This is a genomic window from Bacillus sp. LH1, from assembly GCF_057924895.1.
In genome coordinates this window covers 2,252,630-2,269,211 of record NZ_CM175007.1, presented here as the reverse complement: position 1 = coordinate 2,269,211, position 16,582 = coordinate 2,252,630, and the positions used below count along the sequence as shown (strand labels likewise).

20 protein-coding genes and 2 pseudogenes are annotated in these 16,582 nt (G+C 31.9%); 5 read left to right on the top strand and 17 right to left on the bottom strand.

Features of this window, described 5'->3' with window-relative positions; genetic code table 11:
- Positions 1-5: 5 nt before the first annotated feature.
- Positions 6-2,498, bottom strand: coding sequence for a PBP1A family penicillin-binding protein (locus ACX9TM_RS11935; RefSeq protein WP_001293963.1), 2,493 nt, complete (start codon positions 2,496-2,498; stop codon positions 6-8).
- A 466-nt stretch (positions 2,499-2,964) separates the two neighbouring features.
- Here ACX9TM_RS11935 and ACX9TM_RS11930 point away from each other — a divergent pair, with 466 nt between their 5' ends.
- Complete coding sequence (locus ACX9TM_RS11930; protein WP_000977081.1) at positions 2,965-3,174, top strand: KTSC domain-containing protein; 210 nt, start codon at positions 2,965-2,967, stop codon at positions 3,172-3,174.
- Between the two features lie 67 nt (positions 3,175-3,241).
- Here the strand turns inward: ACX9TM_RS11930 and ACX9TM_RS11925 are convergent, their stop codons facing one another.
- The 5 genes from ACX9TM_RS11925 to ACX9TM_RS11905 form a co-directional block, all read right to left on the bottom strand.
- Complete coding sequence (locus ACX9TM_RS11925) at positions 3,242-3,454, bottom strand: YqaE/Pmp3 family membrane protein (RefSeq protein ID WP_000990233.1); 213 nt, start codon at positions 3,452-3,454, stop codon at positions 3,242-3,244.
- 114 nt (positions 3,455-3,568) lie between these two features.
- Complete coding sequence (locus ACX9TM_RS11920; protein WP_001070035.1) at positions 3,569-4,243, bottom strand: DUF6944 family repetitive protein; 675 nt, start codon at positions 4,241-4,243, stop codon at positions 3,569-3,571.
- Positions 4,244-4,381: 138 nt separating this feature from the next.
- Positions 4,382-5,089, bottom strand: a complete 708-nt coding sequence (locus ACX9TM_RS11915) for an SDR family oxidoreductase (protein ID WP_000823061.1) — start codon at positions 5,087-5,089, stop codon at positions 4,382-4,384.
- A gap of 142 nt (positions 5,090-5,231) precedes the next feature.
- The gene (locus ACX9TM_RS11910) at positions 5,232-5,432 is read right to left on the bottom strand and encodes a hypothetical protein (RefSeq protein ID WP_000915143.1); all 201 of its coding nucleotides are present in this window, start codon (positions 5,430-5,432) and stop codon (positions 5,232-5,234) included.
- A 44-nt stretch (positions 5,433-5,476) separates the two neighbouring features.
- On the bottom strand, positions 5,477-5,812 hold the full coding sequence (locus ACX9TM_RS11905; protein ID WP_000651907.1) for a hypothetical protein: 336 nt from the start codon (positions 5,810-5,812) through the stop codon (positions 5,477-5,479).
- A gap of 206 nt (positions 5,813-6,018) precedes the next feature.
- Here ACX9TM_RS11905 and gerPF point away from each other — a divergent pair, with 206 nt between their 5' ends.
- Positions 6,019-6,234: a spore germination protein GerPF gene (gene gerPF / locus ACX9TM_RS11900; protein ID WP_001141569.1), complete on the top strand. Its 216-nt coding sequence runs from the start codon at positions 6,019-6,021 to the stop codon at positions 6,232-6,234.
- Between the two features lie 209 nt (positions 6,235-6,443).
- On the opposite strand, the gene ACX9TM_RS11895 is transcribed toward gerPF, so the two are convergent.
- From ACX9TM_RS11895 to ACX9TM_RS11870, 6 genes and pseudogenes are all read right to left on the bottom strand, one after another.
- A complete protein-coding gene (locus ACX9TM_RS11895) occupies positions 6,444-6,779 on the bottom strand; it encodes a YolD-like family protein (protein WP_002024004.1) in 336 nt (111 codons plus the stop codon).
- Positions 6,780-7,275: 496 nt separating this feature from the next.
- Complete coding sequence (locus tag ACX9TM_RS11890; protein ID WP_000050504.1) at positions 7,276-7,506, bottom strand: KH domain-containing protein; 231 nt, start codon at positions 7,504-7,506, stop codon at positions 7,276-7,278.
- A gap of 249 nt (positions 7,507-7,755) precedes the next feature.
- On the bottom strand, positions 7,756-7,974 hold the full coding sequence (locus ACX9TM_RS11885; RefSeq protein WP_000864275.1) for a hypothetical protein: 219 nt from the start codon (positions 7,972-7,974) through the stop codon (positions 7,756-7,758).
- 402 nt (positions 7,975-8,376) lie between these two features.
- Entirely contained in the window at positions 8,377-9,228 is an 852-nt protein-coding gene (locus ACX9TM_RS11880) for a peptidylprolyl isomerase PrsA (RefSeq protein ID WP_000727348.1), read from the bottom strand.
- Positions 9,229-9,430: 202 nt separating this feature from the next.
- Positions 9,431-10,429, bottom strand: a pseudogene (locus tag ACX9TM_RS11875) (glycoside hydrolase family 25 protein).
- A 478-nt stretch (positions 10,430-10,907) separates the two neighbouring features.
- The gene (locus ACX9TM_RS11870; protein ID WP_000392281.1) at positions 10,908-11,498 is read right to left on the bottom strand and encodes a hypothetical protein; all 591 of its coding nucleotides are present in this window, start codon (positions 11,496-11,498) and stop codon (positions 10,908-10,910) included.
- A 265-nt stretch (positions 11,499-11,763) separates the two neighbouring features.
- Here ACX9TM_RS11870 and ACX9TM_RS11865 point away from each other — a divergent pair, with 265 nt between their 5' ends.
- Positions 11,764-11,958 carry a hypothetical protein gene (locus tag ACX9TM_RS11865; protein ID WP_000412555.1) on the top strand — a complete coding sequence of 65 codons (195 nt, stop codon included), beginning with the start codon at positions 11,764-11,766 and terminating at the stop codon, positions 11,956-11,958.
- Positions 11,959-12,645: 687 nt separating this feature from the next.
- Here the strand turns inward: ACX9TM_RS11865 and ACX9TM_RS11860 are convergent.
- The 5 genes and pseudogenes from ACX9TM_RS11860 to ACX9TM_RS11840 form a co-directional block, all read right to left on the bottom strand.
- Positions 12,646-13,221, bottom strand: coding sequence for a complement C1q domain-containing protein (locus ACX9TM_RS11860; protein ID WP_000122943.1), 576 nt, complete (start codon positions 13,219-13,221; stop codon positions 12,646-12,648).
- Positions 13,222-13,374: 153 nt separating this feature from the next.
- On the bottom strand, positions 13,375-13,911 hold the full coding sequence (locus ACX9TM_RS11855; RefSeq protein WP_002182716.1) for a C1q-like domain-containing protein: 537 nt from the start codon (positions 13,909-13,911) through the stop codon (positions 13,375-13,377).
- A gap of 137 nt (positions 13,912-14,048) precedes the next feature.
- A complete protein-coding gene (locus ACX9TM_RS11850) occupies positions 14,049-14,300 on the bottom strand; it encodes a DUF3947 family protein (RefSeq protein WP_000500098.1) in 252 nt (83 codons plus the stop codon).
- A 144-nt stretch (positions 14,301-14,444) separates the two neighbouring features.
- A complete protein-coding gene (locus tag ACX9TM_RS11845) occupies positions 14,445-14,720 on the bottom strand; it encodes a hypothetical protein (protein ID WP_000355695.1) in 276 nt (91 codons plus the stop codon).
- Positions 14,721-15,044: 324 nt separating this feature from the next.
- Positions 15,045-15,155, bottom strand: a pseudogene (locus ACX9TM_RS11840) (2TM domain-containing protein); the annotation flags it as partial.
- Between the two features lie 203 nt (positions 15,156-15,358).
- Here ACX9TM_RS11840 and ACX9TM_RS11835 point away from each other — a divergent pair.
- Together ACX9TM_RS11835 and ACX9TM_RS11830 are read left to right on the top strand one after the other, a co-directional pair.
- A complete protein-coding gene (locus tag ACX9TM_RS11835; RefSeq protein WP_000627261.1) occupies positions 15,359-15,889 on the top strand; it encodes a GNAT family N-acetyltransferase in 531 nt (176 codons plus the stop codon).
- Between the two features lie 265 nt (positions 15,890-16,154).
- Entirely contained in the window at positions 16,155-16,469 is a 315-nt protein-coding gene (locus ACX9TM_RS11830) for a thioredoxin family protein (RefSeq protein ID WP_000658787.1), read from the top strand.
- The last annotated feature ends 113 nt before the right edge of the window (positions 16,470-16,582 follow it).

The window sequence follows — 16,582 nt, the reverse complement described above, 5'->3', positions numbered from 1 at the left end:
TTTTCTTATTGCCCATTATTAGCAGGGGTCTCTCCTGCATTACCGCCAGTCTCTGGTTGTGTGGTCGCTGGTGGAGTTGTATTTCCTTGACCTCCTCCGTTATTTGCTGGAGGTGTCGTATTTCCTTGACCTCCTCCATTATTTGCTGGAGGTGTCGTATTTCCTTGACCTCCTCCATTATTTGCTGGAGGTGTCGTATTTCCTTGACCTCCTCCGTTATTTGCTGGAGGTGTCGTATTTCCTTGACCTCCTCCGTTATTTGCTGGAGGTGTCGTTCCTTGGCCATTTCCATTATTTTGTTCTTCTTGTTTCTTTTGCTCTTCTAGTTTCTTTTGTTCTTCTTGCTTCTTAAGTTCCTCTTGTTTCTTTTGTTCTTCTTGTTTTTTCAGTTCTTCTTGTTTCTTTAATTCTTCTTGCTTTTTCTCTTCTTCAGTTTTTTGCTGTTGATCTTGTTTTGGTTGCTCCGTTGTATCCGGTACGCTAGTATTTGGCGATGAATCACGTTTTTCACCTTTTATACGTAGCTCACTACCTTCTTGAATAACACTACTTGGCATTTTAAAGCGTGATTTATCTGTAGCCATTTCGCTCATCATTTCTTTAAAGATCAACTGTGCAATTTTCGTATTTTTACTACTAATATACTCGTCTTTACCATCTTTCATATACCCAGTCCATACTGCCATCGTATATTGCGGTGTATATCCAGCGAACCAACTATCACGAGTTGCACTTTCTGGAATTTTATATTGAGCTAATTGCTTTGATGAATAGTTTGTCGTACCCGTTTTACCAGCTACATCTAAAGAGCCTACATTTGCCGATGTACCAGTACCTGATGTAACTACAGAACGAAGCATATCAGTAATCATGTATGCTGTAGAATCTGTCATAACTTGTTTTGGTTTTTGTCCAAAACTTTGTGACTTACCGTCTGGATAAACGACTTTCTTAACAAAATGCGGTTTCGTATATTTACCTTCATTACCAAATGCCGCATAAGCACCCGCTATTTCAGTTGGCGATACTTCATTTGTACCAATCGCTGTCGATTCTGTCGGTGCTGTATTAAATGTAATACCTAGTTTCTCAGAGAATTCTTTCGATTTACTAATCCCTACTTCTTTTGCAGTTTTAATTGCAGGAATATTACGCGACATTTTTAATGCTTCACGCATTGTAATTGGACCCATATGACTTCTATCTGCATTTCGTACTTCTTGTCCCGTTGAATACTTAAATGGAGAGTCATCAATTTGATGGTACGTAGCCCATTTTAAATATTCAATTGCAGGAGCGTAGTCGAAAATCGGCTTCATCGTTGAACCAGCTGCACGATCTAATTCAATTGCCATATTATGCCCTTTAAATACAGCTTTATTTTCTCCACGGCCACTACCTATAGCACGAACTTCTCCTGTTTTCGTATCCATAAATGTGAATGCACCTTGGAATTTATCGTTCGGATAATCAATGATATTATTATTTAAAATATTATCTGCAAGTTTCTGTGCTTTCGGATCTAACGTTGTATAAATTTCTAAACCGTCAGAACCGATATTAGCATCTGGTAATTCTTTTTCTACTTCTTTCACAACTGCATCCATAAATGCAGGGTATGGCATTGTTTGTAGTTGAGCTGCAGGCTTAAGCCCCTTTTCTACGTCAACTTTTGATGCTTCTTCCATTTCCTGTTTTGTTATATATCCATGTCGGTTCATTAAACTTAGAACAACATTTCTTCTTTCTGTTGCTTTTTGAACATTTTCTTTTTTCGTTGGATCATAGTTATTCGGTGCTTTCGGTAAACCTGCAAGCATCGCAACTTCTGGTAATGTTAAGTCCTTCAATTCTTTACCATAGTAGTTTTGTGCTGCTGTTGCGATCCCATATGAACGGTTTCCTAAGTTAATTTTATTTAAGTACATCTCTAATATTTCATGTTTTGAATACTGTTGTTCTAGCTTATAAGCTAAATATATTTCTTGCGCCTTACGCTTTGGTGTTTTGTCCATTGATAAGAAGTAGTTTTTTATAACTTGCTGTGTTATCGTACTTCCACCTTGAGAACCATAATCCCCTTTAAGACTTACTAGAACAGCACGGGCAGTACCTTTAAAATCTACTCCGCTATGCTCATAAAAACGTGAATCTTCTGTCGCTAAAAATGCATTTTCTACTAATTTAGGTATTTGCTCATACGTAACATTCGTCCTTTTTTCTTTTCCATATTCATATACCAAATCCCCGTTTTTATCATAAATTTTTGAGGATAACGGATTAACAAGTTTTGCTTTCTCAAGTTTTGGTGCATCCTTAATCATTACGAAAAAGGTAGCAACCCCTGCCACTAAACCAACAATACCAAGTAATAAACAAGTAATTAAAAACTTGCGAAAGAATGATGTTTTACCTTTTGGCTTTTGTGTTTTAGAAGCTGGTTGTTTTTTCTTTTTAACTTGTCGTCGTTCCTCTCGAGAACGATAATTTTCTGACATGTTACTTTCTCCTGCCTTTCAATTCTCCCGTTGATTTACTTAAAAATATTGAGGTCACTTTCTAAAATAAATTTGATTAAGAAAGTATATTGACCTGGAGCATTCAATATTTTCCCAATTCACAGATTATAAATTTTAGAATACTTCTTATACAAACTATTTTCACTTCTATTTTTCCTAATAACGCTGCCCCTTGAAGCATAGAATGTAAAAAGTGAATTTTTAATACCTCGTATAAATAATATACCTTTTTTTCAAATGGTCAATATTTTCTTATTTATAAATCAAAGGTGAAATAAAAATAGCACAACGATATGTACTTCGTGTGAACTTCCTTATAATTACGTATAACAAACATTTAATATATTGCATATAAGTATAATACCTCTTAAATTATAAGGATTTCAACATCACAACCTCAACATCTACAAAAAAGTATTAAAAATAAAAAGTGAGGAGTTGCGTAATGATGAAGCTATCTCCCGTAATTTCAAAAAATATAGTTGCTGTTGGTTATAATCCTTTTTCTATGATTTTGCGAATCCAATTAAAGAATGGTATGTACGATTTCTTTAATGTACCAGAAAGTATTTATACTGGCCTATTACATGCACAATCTAAAAGTTATTATCATAATACTTACATTAAAAATTCTTTCCGCCACACAAAAATCTAAACTTAACACCCACTAAAAAAGAAAGGAGGTTAATCCTCCTTTCTTTTAAAAACATTTTGCAGATGAATTATCTTCGATTCCTCTTATTAATTTCATCATATGCTTGAATTTGTTTTTTCAAACGCCGATCAGCTTTTTTATCATGCACTACAAGAATTGCATGTATAACTCCTGGAACCCAAAATATTAATGTTAATATGAAATTTATGATTGCCTGAATTGGTTTTCCACAAAATAATACAGCAACAGGTGGAAGAAGAATTGCTAATAAATACATCATCCCTTGAAAACTCCTTATTTTGTATTTTATATATCACTTTTCAAAATATACGCAAAAAAACCTACTACCATTTTAATCTTAACCTACCTCTAAAATCAATGTATCTCCTTCTATTTAAATAAGTATTTCAGACTTTTTATTGTTTTCTAGCCTATTTTCTTCCTCTATTGCAGTTACTCCAATTGCAGAAATTAACGTTCCTATCGCTTGTATCCAAATACCAATGAGTGCAATGATTCTCTCATCCTTCTTATCAAAAATACTATCTTCATTTTCTCTCTCATCTTTCAATACATTTGAAACACCTTGATACGCTTGTAATCCAGCCCCTAAACTTTGCATGGAGTTACCCAGTATAATAATTTTCTGTAATACATTTATATCCAACAAAGCTGCTTCTACTCCTAAAAAAGCACCGATTGATTGTAAACTGTTCCCTGTAATGATAAGATAATCATTTTCTTTCAAATGTTCATTTATATTAAAATATGTTCCTATTACATTTGATATATTGCCTAATGCTAATAACTCAATTCCTATTTGATCAAGTAATTTACTTTGATTCTCTAAGTCTATATTTTGATTTTCTCTTTTTTCTTCCCCATCATCATAATTGCTCGCAATGATTTGTAATATATATCCGAGGGCTTGTAATGAGCTTCCTACAATAACAAGATCCGATTCAACTTTCTCTTCTCCAATAAATCCTCTTGTCGTTCCAATAGCAGCTGTAAGGTTCCCTCCCACTTGAAACCATGCCCCTGTCACTTTTAAACTGCTTGGATTCATTTTTATCACCTATTTAAATATTTTCTAAAGCTTTCAAAACAAACAAATCTCACCCTTAATCTTTTATTTTATTTTTTAGATGTAATTTTGTGAATGATATAATGTGCTACTAATATAAAAGCACCTTAAAGGTGCTTTTTATATGCATGCTGGGCATGTCAATGAATCTCCATTTTTATCTATTGTTATATTCAATATATATTCAATTGCTTTATGTGACCAAGTTTCAGGTGTAGGCGATTCATTTATATATTGTGGCGCACATGACTTCAGCATTGGAGTACTAATACTCCCTCCAGGATCTAAAGCAAGTACAGCCATGCCATGGGGTAATTCCAGGGCCATAGATTTAGTGATACCTTCAATAGCAAATTTCGAGGCACAATATGGCGCAAGCTCAGCCTCACCTTCTCTCCCCCAACTAGAACTCATATTAATGATAATTCCTTCTTTCCTAGCTACCATCGCTGGAACAAATGCTCTTATTACATTTACTACACCATTCACGTTTACATTCATTACATTTTCGAATTCTTGAGCCGTAATTTTCCAAAGTTGTGCATTTTGATTTACAATCGATGCATTATTTATTATCATATCGGGAGCTGTATGTGTATTAAGTATATAATTTGCCCAATTGTTAACTTGCTGAGAATCTGAAACATCAATTACTTGGAAATCATGTATTTTACTGTACTGTTTTTTTAGTTCTTCAATTTTATCTTTTGAACGTCCACAACCATATATGTTCCACCCTAATTCATGAAATCGATCAACCATCGCACGCCCTAACCCTTGTGTCACGCCTGTAATAATTACAGATTTACTAATTTCTTTTCGCTTCATTTCTCTCATCCTCCTTCCCTATATCTTACTCTCTTCATTTTTATTCAGCGATTTACTATAGTATTAACTCAACTCATACTTTAGTAATGGTTTTGATATTGTATACATAAACAAAAAAAGTAACCATCATGGTTACTTTTTGCTATATATCTAAAAATTCATTGTTTATTTCATTATTGTTTTTATATTTCAACTTCTCTTTTCCACATTTCTCACACTGGTAAATATAAACTACACCTAATGTACCTTTTTTAAAATCCTCATTATCCTGCATCTTAATAAAAATATATTTATGTTTACAATGCGATTCACCCAAATAATTTTTAAACCACTTTTTCAACACAACACATTCCACCTTTATGATAGAACCTTTATTTAGCTGCTTTATTACATACTTTTATTTAAATGTTCAATCTCATCTTGCAACTTTTTAAATTGCTCAAAATGCATGGTAATAGATTGGCTACTACCATAATCAACATTTTGTTTCACTAATATAACACCCGTATCATGAAAAAGCGCTTCAAGTTCTTTCCTAATAGACACTTTCGCAATATGAGCTGTTTTAATTGCAGATAAAATTGCAATTTCATTAAACTTTAATTTTATTTCATTTGGACAAAATGCGTCTTCAACTAATATAACTTCATTACTATAAATTAGTGCAACAAGATTACTTGATTTGGCATCTGTTAAATCAACTTTTTTCATAATATCTTTCATTACATTTTGCCTCCTTTATTTTCATATATATCAATTATACAAATTTTTAAAAAAATTACTCAACTTTATTATATTAATTTTAACACACTTTTATTGAAATCCATGCTCCAAACGTTTTACTATTCCACAATTTTTATTATATGAACCATCTGGACTATAACTCCATATAGTAATGTTAACAACTTTTTATAAAGCAGGTGAAAATTATGCCATCAGTTGTAGGAAATTTAGTTGTACAAAATAGTAATGGATCATTTAACTTAGGTGATTTCTACAACGTTTCTCCGAAAGAAAATACGAAAGCTTATAATGGTTCCGGCGCATCAAACGTTGGTTTTGTTGTTAATACTTTTAGCGGTGTTAGCGCGACCAATACATTTGATTCTGACCTTGCAGATCAAAACCAAGTGGGTACAGCCTAATCTTATGTTCAACTTTTTGTATAGAAAATTTTAATTTGTCTATACTATAATCAGGCTGTTTGACAGCTCTTATCGATTTTGGAGTACCCTATCTTTTTCTCCCTTTCCCTGGGGCTCAGCAGCTAGCACAAAGCTAGCTGCTTTTTCTTATATTATTTGTCTCATAAATCAGAAATAAAAAAAGCTGCCATTTAAATATTCAGCTTCTTTTACATTATTTCAATAATATCCATAGCGTTAAATACGTAAGTTTTATAAAAGGCGTCTGTACAAATTACAATTTGTTTTACCGGATTGATATGTACAACAGTCATGTAGCTTGTTAATATGTAACCATCTTCAAAATATGTTACCAATATTTCTTTCTCAGACAGTAATGACGTTAATAATTTATCAGAAATCCTCTCTTTTGCTTCATTTGTTAAAAGCGGTTTTTGTACTTTTAATTTCTCTCCAATAATCTTTCTCATATTTAAAAGTTGTTCGGACATTACTGTAAACGGAACCCACTCTCTTTCTTCTTTTTGTATCTTTACATCGTTCATTTTTTATCTCCTTGATCATTTATACATTTATTTATTCATGCTATCCCTTAGTTATTTTTAATACTTACTAAACTCGAATTTACTTCTAAACTATAATTAGGTTACCTCTCAAAAGAACATTCGTTCTTATTATACACGAACTTACGTTCCTTTGAGAAGAGCTATACTTATTATTTCTTAACAAAAAACATAATTTTATTTATCTCCATATTTTTTCCTTTATCAAATAAACTTTTCATTTCTTATATAAAATGCATATAAAAACTAAAAGGCGACCTCACACAAAGTGAAATCGCCTTTTTCTAAAAAATATTCAAAGCTTATTTTTCTATCCTAACTAATGTTCTTTCTGGAATACATAATTCATCTATATTAAAATGATTTATTTTTAAGTTCAATTCCCCTACTCGTTCCTTATCTTCATCACCAACCCAACAACTAAATAATTCGAAATAGTCTCCATCTTCCAAATAACTTTCCATAATCTTGCATAAAGTTAAAAGTTTTTCTTTCGCTTCTTTTTTTCCTTTACATTTTGCCACTCGACAAGTTCAATTCCCCAATTAGTTGAAACCTCATATGTGTAATTTGTTTGGAATTGATAATCTTGTACAATTTCAAGCATACTTTCATCTGAAAAACACGGTCCAAAAACAATTACATCATTAGAATCTGGATCCGTTAACGGAATTTCTACATTACAGCCTATGTAACTTGCTAAACTCATTTTATACTCCTCCAATATTCGTATAAAAAATACTTCATAGTATATTTATTTACTCAAATATAAAATCCCTGCCTAAACGAAAAAGTTTTAAATTTTTATCGTTTATTAACCATCTATAACTGAAAACATATACTATGATGAACGAACTCACAAAGCATAAGAAAAGAGAGCATTTACAACACTCTCTTTTCTTACATACTCTATGGAACTTTACAAAACTGAATCAGTGATTTTTATTATTATATTTTATTACATATACTTAGGTTGTACTATTATATGTAACTCTCTCTCTGTATCCGCTTTTTTCGGATGACGAAAATAATTAAGTTCGTACTTTAACACTTTATACTCAACCATCCCAATTTTAATCCCTTTCGTTTCTTTTAATATAACTAATAAATCACTTATATTTTCATCATATGACTCAAAAATTTTCGCTCCGCCCTCTCCTTGAAAGATTACTTTCATATATTCTCCCCACCTTAATTTATTGATGTGGTAAATGATGCGTTTAAAACGATTCATTCTTTATCCTAAAATTTTCACAACAAAAAGAACATCCTTTCCAATCGAATGCTCAGCTTTTTACTAATTATCCATGTTAAATATTTATTCAAAAACATTATATGTATTATTTTTTAAATTATGTTCGATATTCATTATTAAAGAGTAAATATATGTAATAAACTTGCATAATGAAAACCGTAGAATATCCACTTTCGTTGAAATAATTATAAACCATAATTTCCCATTGTAATTCTTAATATTTAAATGTAATATTGTATTGTCTTACTATCTATTTATAACTCACACACTAATTAGAAAAGGGAACTCTATATGAGTTCCCTTTTCTAATTATGATTACAGTCATTATTTCTTTTCTAGAAATTTAAATGTATCTTTAAATTCTTTATTATTCACTTTAATATCAGCATCTTTCAATAAATCATTGACTACTTGTTGTTTCCATTTACCTGTCGTATCTTGTAGTCTTTGTTGTTCTATATCTTTACGAATTTTATCCTTTACTTCATCAAATGGCTTCAATTCTTTTTTATCCGTCACTTTAATAATATGGTAACCGTAAGTTGTTTTAACCGGATCACTTACTTGGCCTGCATCTAATTTATACGCAGCTTCCTCAAATTCTTTCACTGTTTGCCCAGGAGCAAAACCAGATATTTCCCCGCCCTGTTCCTTTGAACCAGTATCCTCTGAATACTGTTTTGCTAAGGCAGCAAAATCTTCACCATTATTTACTTTCTCCTTTATTTCTTTAGCCGTTTTTTCATCTTTCACTAAAATGTGACTTACTTTCATTTCTGGTTTATAGTTATTTTTCACATCTTTATCTGTAACTGTTGCTTTAATCGCTTTCTCAAATGCAATTTCTGGCTTCATTTTTTCTTTTAATTCATCTTCGTTTTTCAATCCAAGTTGTTCTAAAGTCGATTTAAAGTTCTCACCCATTTTATCTTTTGCTTCTTCTACTTTCTTTTTTGCTTCCTCATCTGAAACTTTATATTTATCTAACAATGCCTTACTTAACATCATTTGATATAAAGTACTTTCTCCATATTGTTGTCGTAATTCTTTACTTAATTCTTTCTCTGTAACATTCCCTACTTTTGATGTTACTACGTTGTCTGAGGAACCACATGCAGATAATGCTAGCATCACGCATGAAATAATTGTTCCAATAAATATTTTTTTCTTTTTCAATTCAAATACCTCACTTTTATCATTATGCAAATTAACTATACACAGTCATTGTGAAAACAGTGTGTTTTCTACATGTAATTCATTTCATATGAGTAGACTATGTATCATGTATTTTCATTTTTAAACGTAAAGAGTCTTCTTACTATTATGTATAGTAAGAAGACTCTTTACATACTCCTTAAAAACAATACTGCCGCTATAGTTACTTAATAATTACATGTTTTTCAGGTATCCAACTATTCTGCCCGATATCTACCGCATTTCCCACTCTACCCCACACTCGAAAAGATGTCGATCCATCTATATTCCCTTTATAATTCATACATTCAGGCTCTTCATAATAATTTACTCCGTAACCGACAGGATATTTCGAAGTTGCATAAAACCATTTCACATTAAAATGTTTTAAATATGCCCACTGCTTATCGTTCTCTAAACAAATCATATCTTGCTCACCGCCTCCCCAATAACCTGTTAAGATTAAATATGGAATTTTCTAAGTGAGTGCACCTGTAAATTGAGGGGTCATGGGAGTTTCATATAAATTTATTCCGTATCCATCAGGATATTTCGAAACTGCAATACCAATGCCATTCGGTTGCTGTGTATACACTATGTTAGATTGATTTGCTTTGTTGGAATCTATAAACCAAGAAAGTGACTTATTTCCTACTAATCGATTCAGATCACATTTCCCAATCCCAGGAACATTCCCTGAATCCGTATATTGCCACATATCGCATGGATATGCTGGCTTATTCCCTCCATAACGAGGGATCCATACAAAATCAGCTTCAATATTACATGCTCCAAATGATAAATACGTGTGATGCCCTACGTATAATCCTACTTTTTCCGCACCTAAACGGCGTAATTCATCAATAAATGCCTGTGTCCCGCCTTGCATATCTGCCATCGTTTGAACTTCTACGTCCGCCACCCAAAACTTAGCTGATTGATCACCACGATTCCAAAAATCTTGTGCCTCTTTCTTTGCATCAGCAATAGATATAAAACGGCAAAAAGCATAATTACCGAATGGGATACTATGCTTTTTCATTTCACTAACATAATTTTGATACATAAAATCCACCGTATTAGAGCCATCTTGAACTCTAGCAATCACTAAATCTAGCTGAGATGCTGCAATATCCCAATTAATAGTTCCATTCCATTTTGAAATATCTACAATATACCCCATACATTCCAGCTCCTTTTGAATGTCTTATTCATAGCTTGTTTTATTGTAAGCCTCCTCTCTCTAAAACTAGCTATCTATAATATAAATAAAAAGAATCTTTACTGTTTTTCAAAATATATTCTCTTTCAGAAATATTTCTATCAACTTTAACATGTATGCCACATAAAACATTCGAAATATACCCTACTATTCATTTATTATGTAATCTCGTCCTATCAATCATTTTTACAGATATTAAAAAAAATCTCCTGTATTATTAAATTATAACTTTCAGTATCGATTTCCTTTCAACTAAAAAATTTCATCCCTCATTTTCTATATATTCTTAAGTCAAAATTACTACCTCTACATGAAATTTGAGATTTAGAAAAATTTTAATTAATTGAAGTTTACTCCTATTAAATTGCAATTTTCCAACCTGAACACTATTGGTGCATAAAAAAGACATTTTCTATTACTGAAAATGTCTTTTTACAGTTTAATAAAACAACTTTGGTGCTAAATCTGTATTTTGTAATTGTGAGTTTTCACTGCTCATAACACAACTTGTGGAAAATAGAATTGGGATACCACAAACCTCATCATTCATTACATCACGAAACACATTGGCAGCAACACCTGTAAACGTTTGACATAAGTTAGAAATATCGTCATTGAAAAACTGAATGACTTCCGCAGCGAAAACCGGAAAAACAACATTCGGTCCGCCAGGGAACTGAGGCTGTACCACAACTTGTTCAAAATAAGGATTATTTTCTAGTGCTACTTGAAATAAATGAGCTATTTCAAATGCATCTAGTGGACAAGGAAATGGATTTACAATTTCATTCTCATTATTCGTTACAATAACTGTCACACTTACATTCCCAAATTGTACAAAAGATTTTAAAAGCGTTGCTAATGCTCTCGCTTTTTCGTTGCTTAACGCATGCACTAAAATAATATAATTACCACCAACAGGAATAAGCGGCCCAACTGTAACAGTTGGATCAGCACCTATTGAATTTTTTAATTCATTAAAATATGTGATCCACGGTGGCGAAAGCTGAGCTTGTACATTTTCTTCCACTATTTTATACTACCCCCTTATACCATTCTTACTAACATAATATGTAACAAACAAAAAAATGCATTAGTTATATTAACCATTTGCGTATTTATTGATTATATTAATTAAACATTTTATTTTCCATTCTCAATTTCCCCTTTACATCTTTAAGCACTTTTACTACTATAAAATTCTTTATTATAAGCAAATCCACTGAAATTTCATATTATACTAATACGACTCTATATCCATTAAATTATAATACTCAATATTAGGAGCTGATTTCATGGAAAAAAAACCTATCGTGTTCAAAATCCCACCAAATTCAAAGCTAAAAATTACATTTTTCGGTCCTTGTAACGAAGTAATTACAAATGTGTCTATAATTAATCAACTATGCACCCCTAAATGTCAAACTATCACGCAATACCCAGACTTTAAGAAATATGTAACGGAAGTACGATCGCTATCCCGTTGTTAGTCCGCATAATGCACGATTTTCACAACTTTATTACCTAAAATAACCGAGAAAGAAAATAACTGCATTCCTAGACTAAAATTACTCATGTTATGATATTCCATTGATAATTCATTGATTTTTTACACGTTTTTATGAAAAGAACATATATTATCGTATGGAGATTATCCACTCATAAAACCTATCTTTCTTTGGAGCGTACTTTTTATGTATGCTCTTTTTTTATGTAACCGTCCCCCTTCTAAATTGACCAACAATATATTAAAATTCTTTATATACTCAAGGAGGTCAAATATGTTCAAGTTGCATCCAATACTACTCATCTTAGGATTGATTTTGTTTTTATATAGTGTAATCGCCTTTATGCTATTCTTTTCAGTGTATTAGCATTCCCTACACAAATCTATGTTCAATATATAATTTCTATATGGTAAAGAAAAAACATAATGATACGATCTTTTATGTATTCCGTCTTTCTTGTTCTATAAGAAAACTAGTAAACTTACTAACAATGCGTTTTTACAAACATGTTACTTATTATTCTGTTTATTATCTGAAGAAGGTTGAAGCCCCTACAAATTAAACTACGCTTTACCTATTTACTTATATATTTTAGAAAAACAATAATAATCCCCCACCATTTGGTAAGGGGATTAACTAAACCTACTAAAAAACATTTAATAATCAGTTTTATTTAGTTGGAGAAGGAAATCTTGCCGCTTCAAAGTGAACCGTATTTACACCATTAACATTTTGTACAATTACGCCAGCAATACTACTTTCTGCAAAAACTTCAACTAAATCTCCTGCTTCTAATTGAAGAATAGTAGTTACGGAAACATCATTATTAAAAAATACTCCTGTTCCAAAGAAATCATTATCTATCGCTATTGCCGGATTGCCATTTACACGAATTTCTACTCTAGCTCTGTAATTTACATTAAAATCATTTGGAGAAAATGTTATATTTCCTAATACACTATATACCCCTCTAGTTTTCGGAGTAAAAATCGACGTTACTGGATTATATTCATTCGCTAGATCAAATTGTTCATTTTGAAATAATACTTTAACAGGAGTATTTGCTAGAACAGGTTGATTAACTGTATTCACAGCTCTAAATGCCGATGCCCTTACAAGCTCCTCTTTCTTATCATCACAACACTTCACCTTTACATACTTCCTATCACATTTACTACTTTTCCTATAACAATCATGACTTTCCTTTTTGTAATCTTTACAATACTTACAGTAATAATAAGACATAGTGAGTCCCCCTTTACACTTATTTTTACATAGTATGCTATATAGATTAGAATAGCTTGGACGACCTGTTACTATTTTTAATAGATTAAAAAACCCTCACCATTTCGGTGAGGGTTTACCTTTAAGCTTCTGCAAACTCATTGTTTAATGACTTTATTTAATTGGAGAAGGAAATCTTGCTGCTTCAAAATGTGCACCATCTTCTAAAGGACTTAAAACTCCATCTATACTACTTTGTGCATAAATCTCAACTTCATCCCCTGCATTCAATTGAACAATCGTCGAAACACTTACGACATTTCCAAAACTTATTGGACCAAAAAAGTCATTATCTATAGCTATCGCTGCGTTTCCATTCACACGAATTTCTACACGCGCTCTATAATTTAAAGTTGGATCGTTTGGAAAGAAACCAATCGTTCCAATAATAGAATATACACCTTTAGTCTTCGGCATAAAAATAGATGTTGCTGGATTATACTCATTCGCTAAATCAAATTGTTCATTTTGAAATAACACTTTCACAAAAGTATTAGCAGGAACATTTTGATTCACAGTATTTCTAGCTCTAAATGCCGATGCTCTAACAAGATTGTCCTTGTTATCATGACACTTACTAGTGTTCTTACAACAATCATGATGCTTATTTTTATACTCCTTACAATACTTACAGTAGTAATAACAAGACATACTGATTCCCCTTTCAAACTTATTACTATATATTATGTAAGATTGATTTATAAGGTTTGGACTAGCTATTTTTATTATTCATAAGGGCGCTATTAACCTGCACCCTTATTTATATACACCACTTCATTCCTTACTAGTTATAAGTTGTATACAGTCCCATATGGAATAGTCAGAAAAGAACTTCCGTACGGTGTAACTTGATGTACTGGGTAAAAATACTCTACGGATGAATAATACGGTTGTACACCTTGCTGCTGCATTTGCAATTGTTGTTGCATTTGCAATGCTTGTTGAATAGCTTGGACTGTACTTTGTGCTCCACTATACGTTATAGATGTACCATACGCTGGTCGCATACCAGTTTCAGAATTAAAATATGAATAAAACATGATTTTCAGCTCCCTTCCCGTATAATTTATTACAAATTATATTATGATTCTTTATTTCAGTGGGTACTATAAAGCTAGTCCGCTCGCTTATATTCAAATGACAAAATAAAAAAGTAGCTGCTAGACTACTTTGACTCCTTCTTATCACCAAATGAAATGATATACATATTCTCCTGTTACACGCTCATTAATTCCCGCAACCCTAACGAACCTAAGTAAATCCGCTCCTTGAAGGAAATATACCGAAATCGTAACCGGTACTTGCGACCACATGAATTGATAAAGCTCATTCACTCTCTGATTCGTCGTAACGATTAAATCATTTACAGGTCCATGATTCCATGCAGAGGTTTGAACTGAAGTGAAAGAAAGGTCTTTCCCATTAACCACTATTCTTGATACGCTTTGAGTTATGTCCACAATAATCCCCTCCAACATTACAAAAATTGGACCTTTTTTAGTTCATATTATTATAAATATTCTTGACTGTAATAAATGTTTAAGGCGAATCCCTAATAAAGTGAAACTTTAATCAGCTCTCACCAATCGGGCTTTTACTGGCAGCCCGACCCCACCTAACTTCTTTGCTTCCGCTGAACTTTGAGGTGGGGGTATTTACTGCCCGACAAATAGCGGGATAAAATTTTTTTATTCATATCCCTCAATTCCCATTACAACCATATAATTTCTAACCTTATTCAATTTTTGTAATTAAAATAAAAAATAGCTAATTCACTACTTAAAAAGTAAAAAAAGCATCAGATTGACTAGTATGTAGATGGTTAAATGAATGTAAAATGTTTTTAAATTATCTACTCTTTTTTTAGTTTGGAAGTAACTCTCATCTCGTCCCATCTTTATACACCACTTTCTTAATCACACTGAACGCAATATTCAATTGATGAGTTTGTCATTTCGTTAGCTCCAATTAACGCCTTTGTTCAATGTAGTAATTTTCTTGTATAATAAAAGTTAATTAATCTAGAAGGGACTGACTTATGCGCAGATATCAATATTTTTAATCTACCTATCATTACAACATAACGGAGGTAAAAGTATTGATTACAGAACTACACTCACAGAGATTATATTTAAGGAAAATGAAAGCATCTGATTCACTAAGTATGTTTAAAATATGGTCTGATCCTGATGTTACTAAATTCATGAATATAAGTAATTTCACTGATGAGAACCAGGCAAAAGATATGATTCAATTCCTTAACGAACTCGCTCAAAATAATAAAGCTATACGTTTTACTATTATTGAAAAAGAATCTAATCATATTATCGGTTCATGTGGCTATAATTCCTTAGATTTTGAAAACTCAAAGACTGAGATTGGCTATGATATTTCAAAAACATTTTGGGGTAAAGGATATGCACCTGAAGCAATATCCTCTTTATTAGATTATGCTTTTACACATCTAAAACTAAATCGTGTTGAAGCAAAAGTTGAACCTGCAAATGTAAATTCTATAAAAGTATTAGAAAAATTAAACTTTACTTTTGAAGGTACTCTGAGAAAGAGCGAAAAATCAGCTGGAAAGCTTATCGATTTAAATATCTATTCGAAATTAATAAGCGATTAATTTTAGTCACTCTGCCCATACTCAATCAAAGTGTGGGCTTCTTTAATTTCTGTATAAAATTCAAAAGTTTGACACAATCCTGGAAAAAGCTTATAAAGAAAAGTGAGGTTCCATTATTTTCACACTTAGTAGCGCAGTCATGTTACATATAATTTTATAAGTGTGAACGAACTACAAAACTAAAAAACAAATAATAAGTTTGCAACATGTTTGCAAATACGAATTTTGCATATAAATTCGTGTGATATTGAAAGGAGTTTTACTTATGAAAGAAATTAAAACAGAACAAGAATTCAAAGACATCATCGCAAGCGAGGAGCCTGTAGTTGTTAAGTTCTTTACTACATGGTGCCCAGATTGCGTACGTATGGACAACTTTATCGGAGATGTAATGGAAGAGTTCAATAAATTTGAATGGTACTCTATCAATAAAGATGAGTTTCCAAGTATCGCTGAAGAGTATCAAGTAATGGGTATTCCAAGTTTACTTGTATACCAAAACGGTGAGAAGCTAGGCCACTTACATAGTGCTAATGCAAAAACAGAAGAGCAAGTTACTGAGTTTTTAGAAGCATACTAAAATGAAAGCCCTCTGGAAAATATTTTTCAGAGGGTTTTCATCTATTTTCACAATTATCTTTTGAAGTTTTTCATCGTTTAATGAATTACACCTTGTCATGATAAGAATAATAC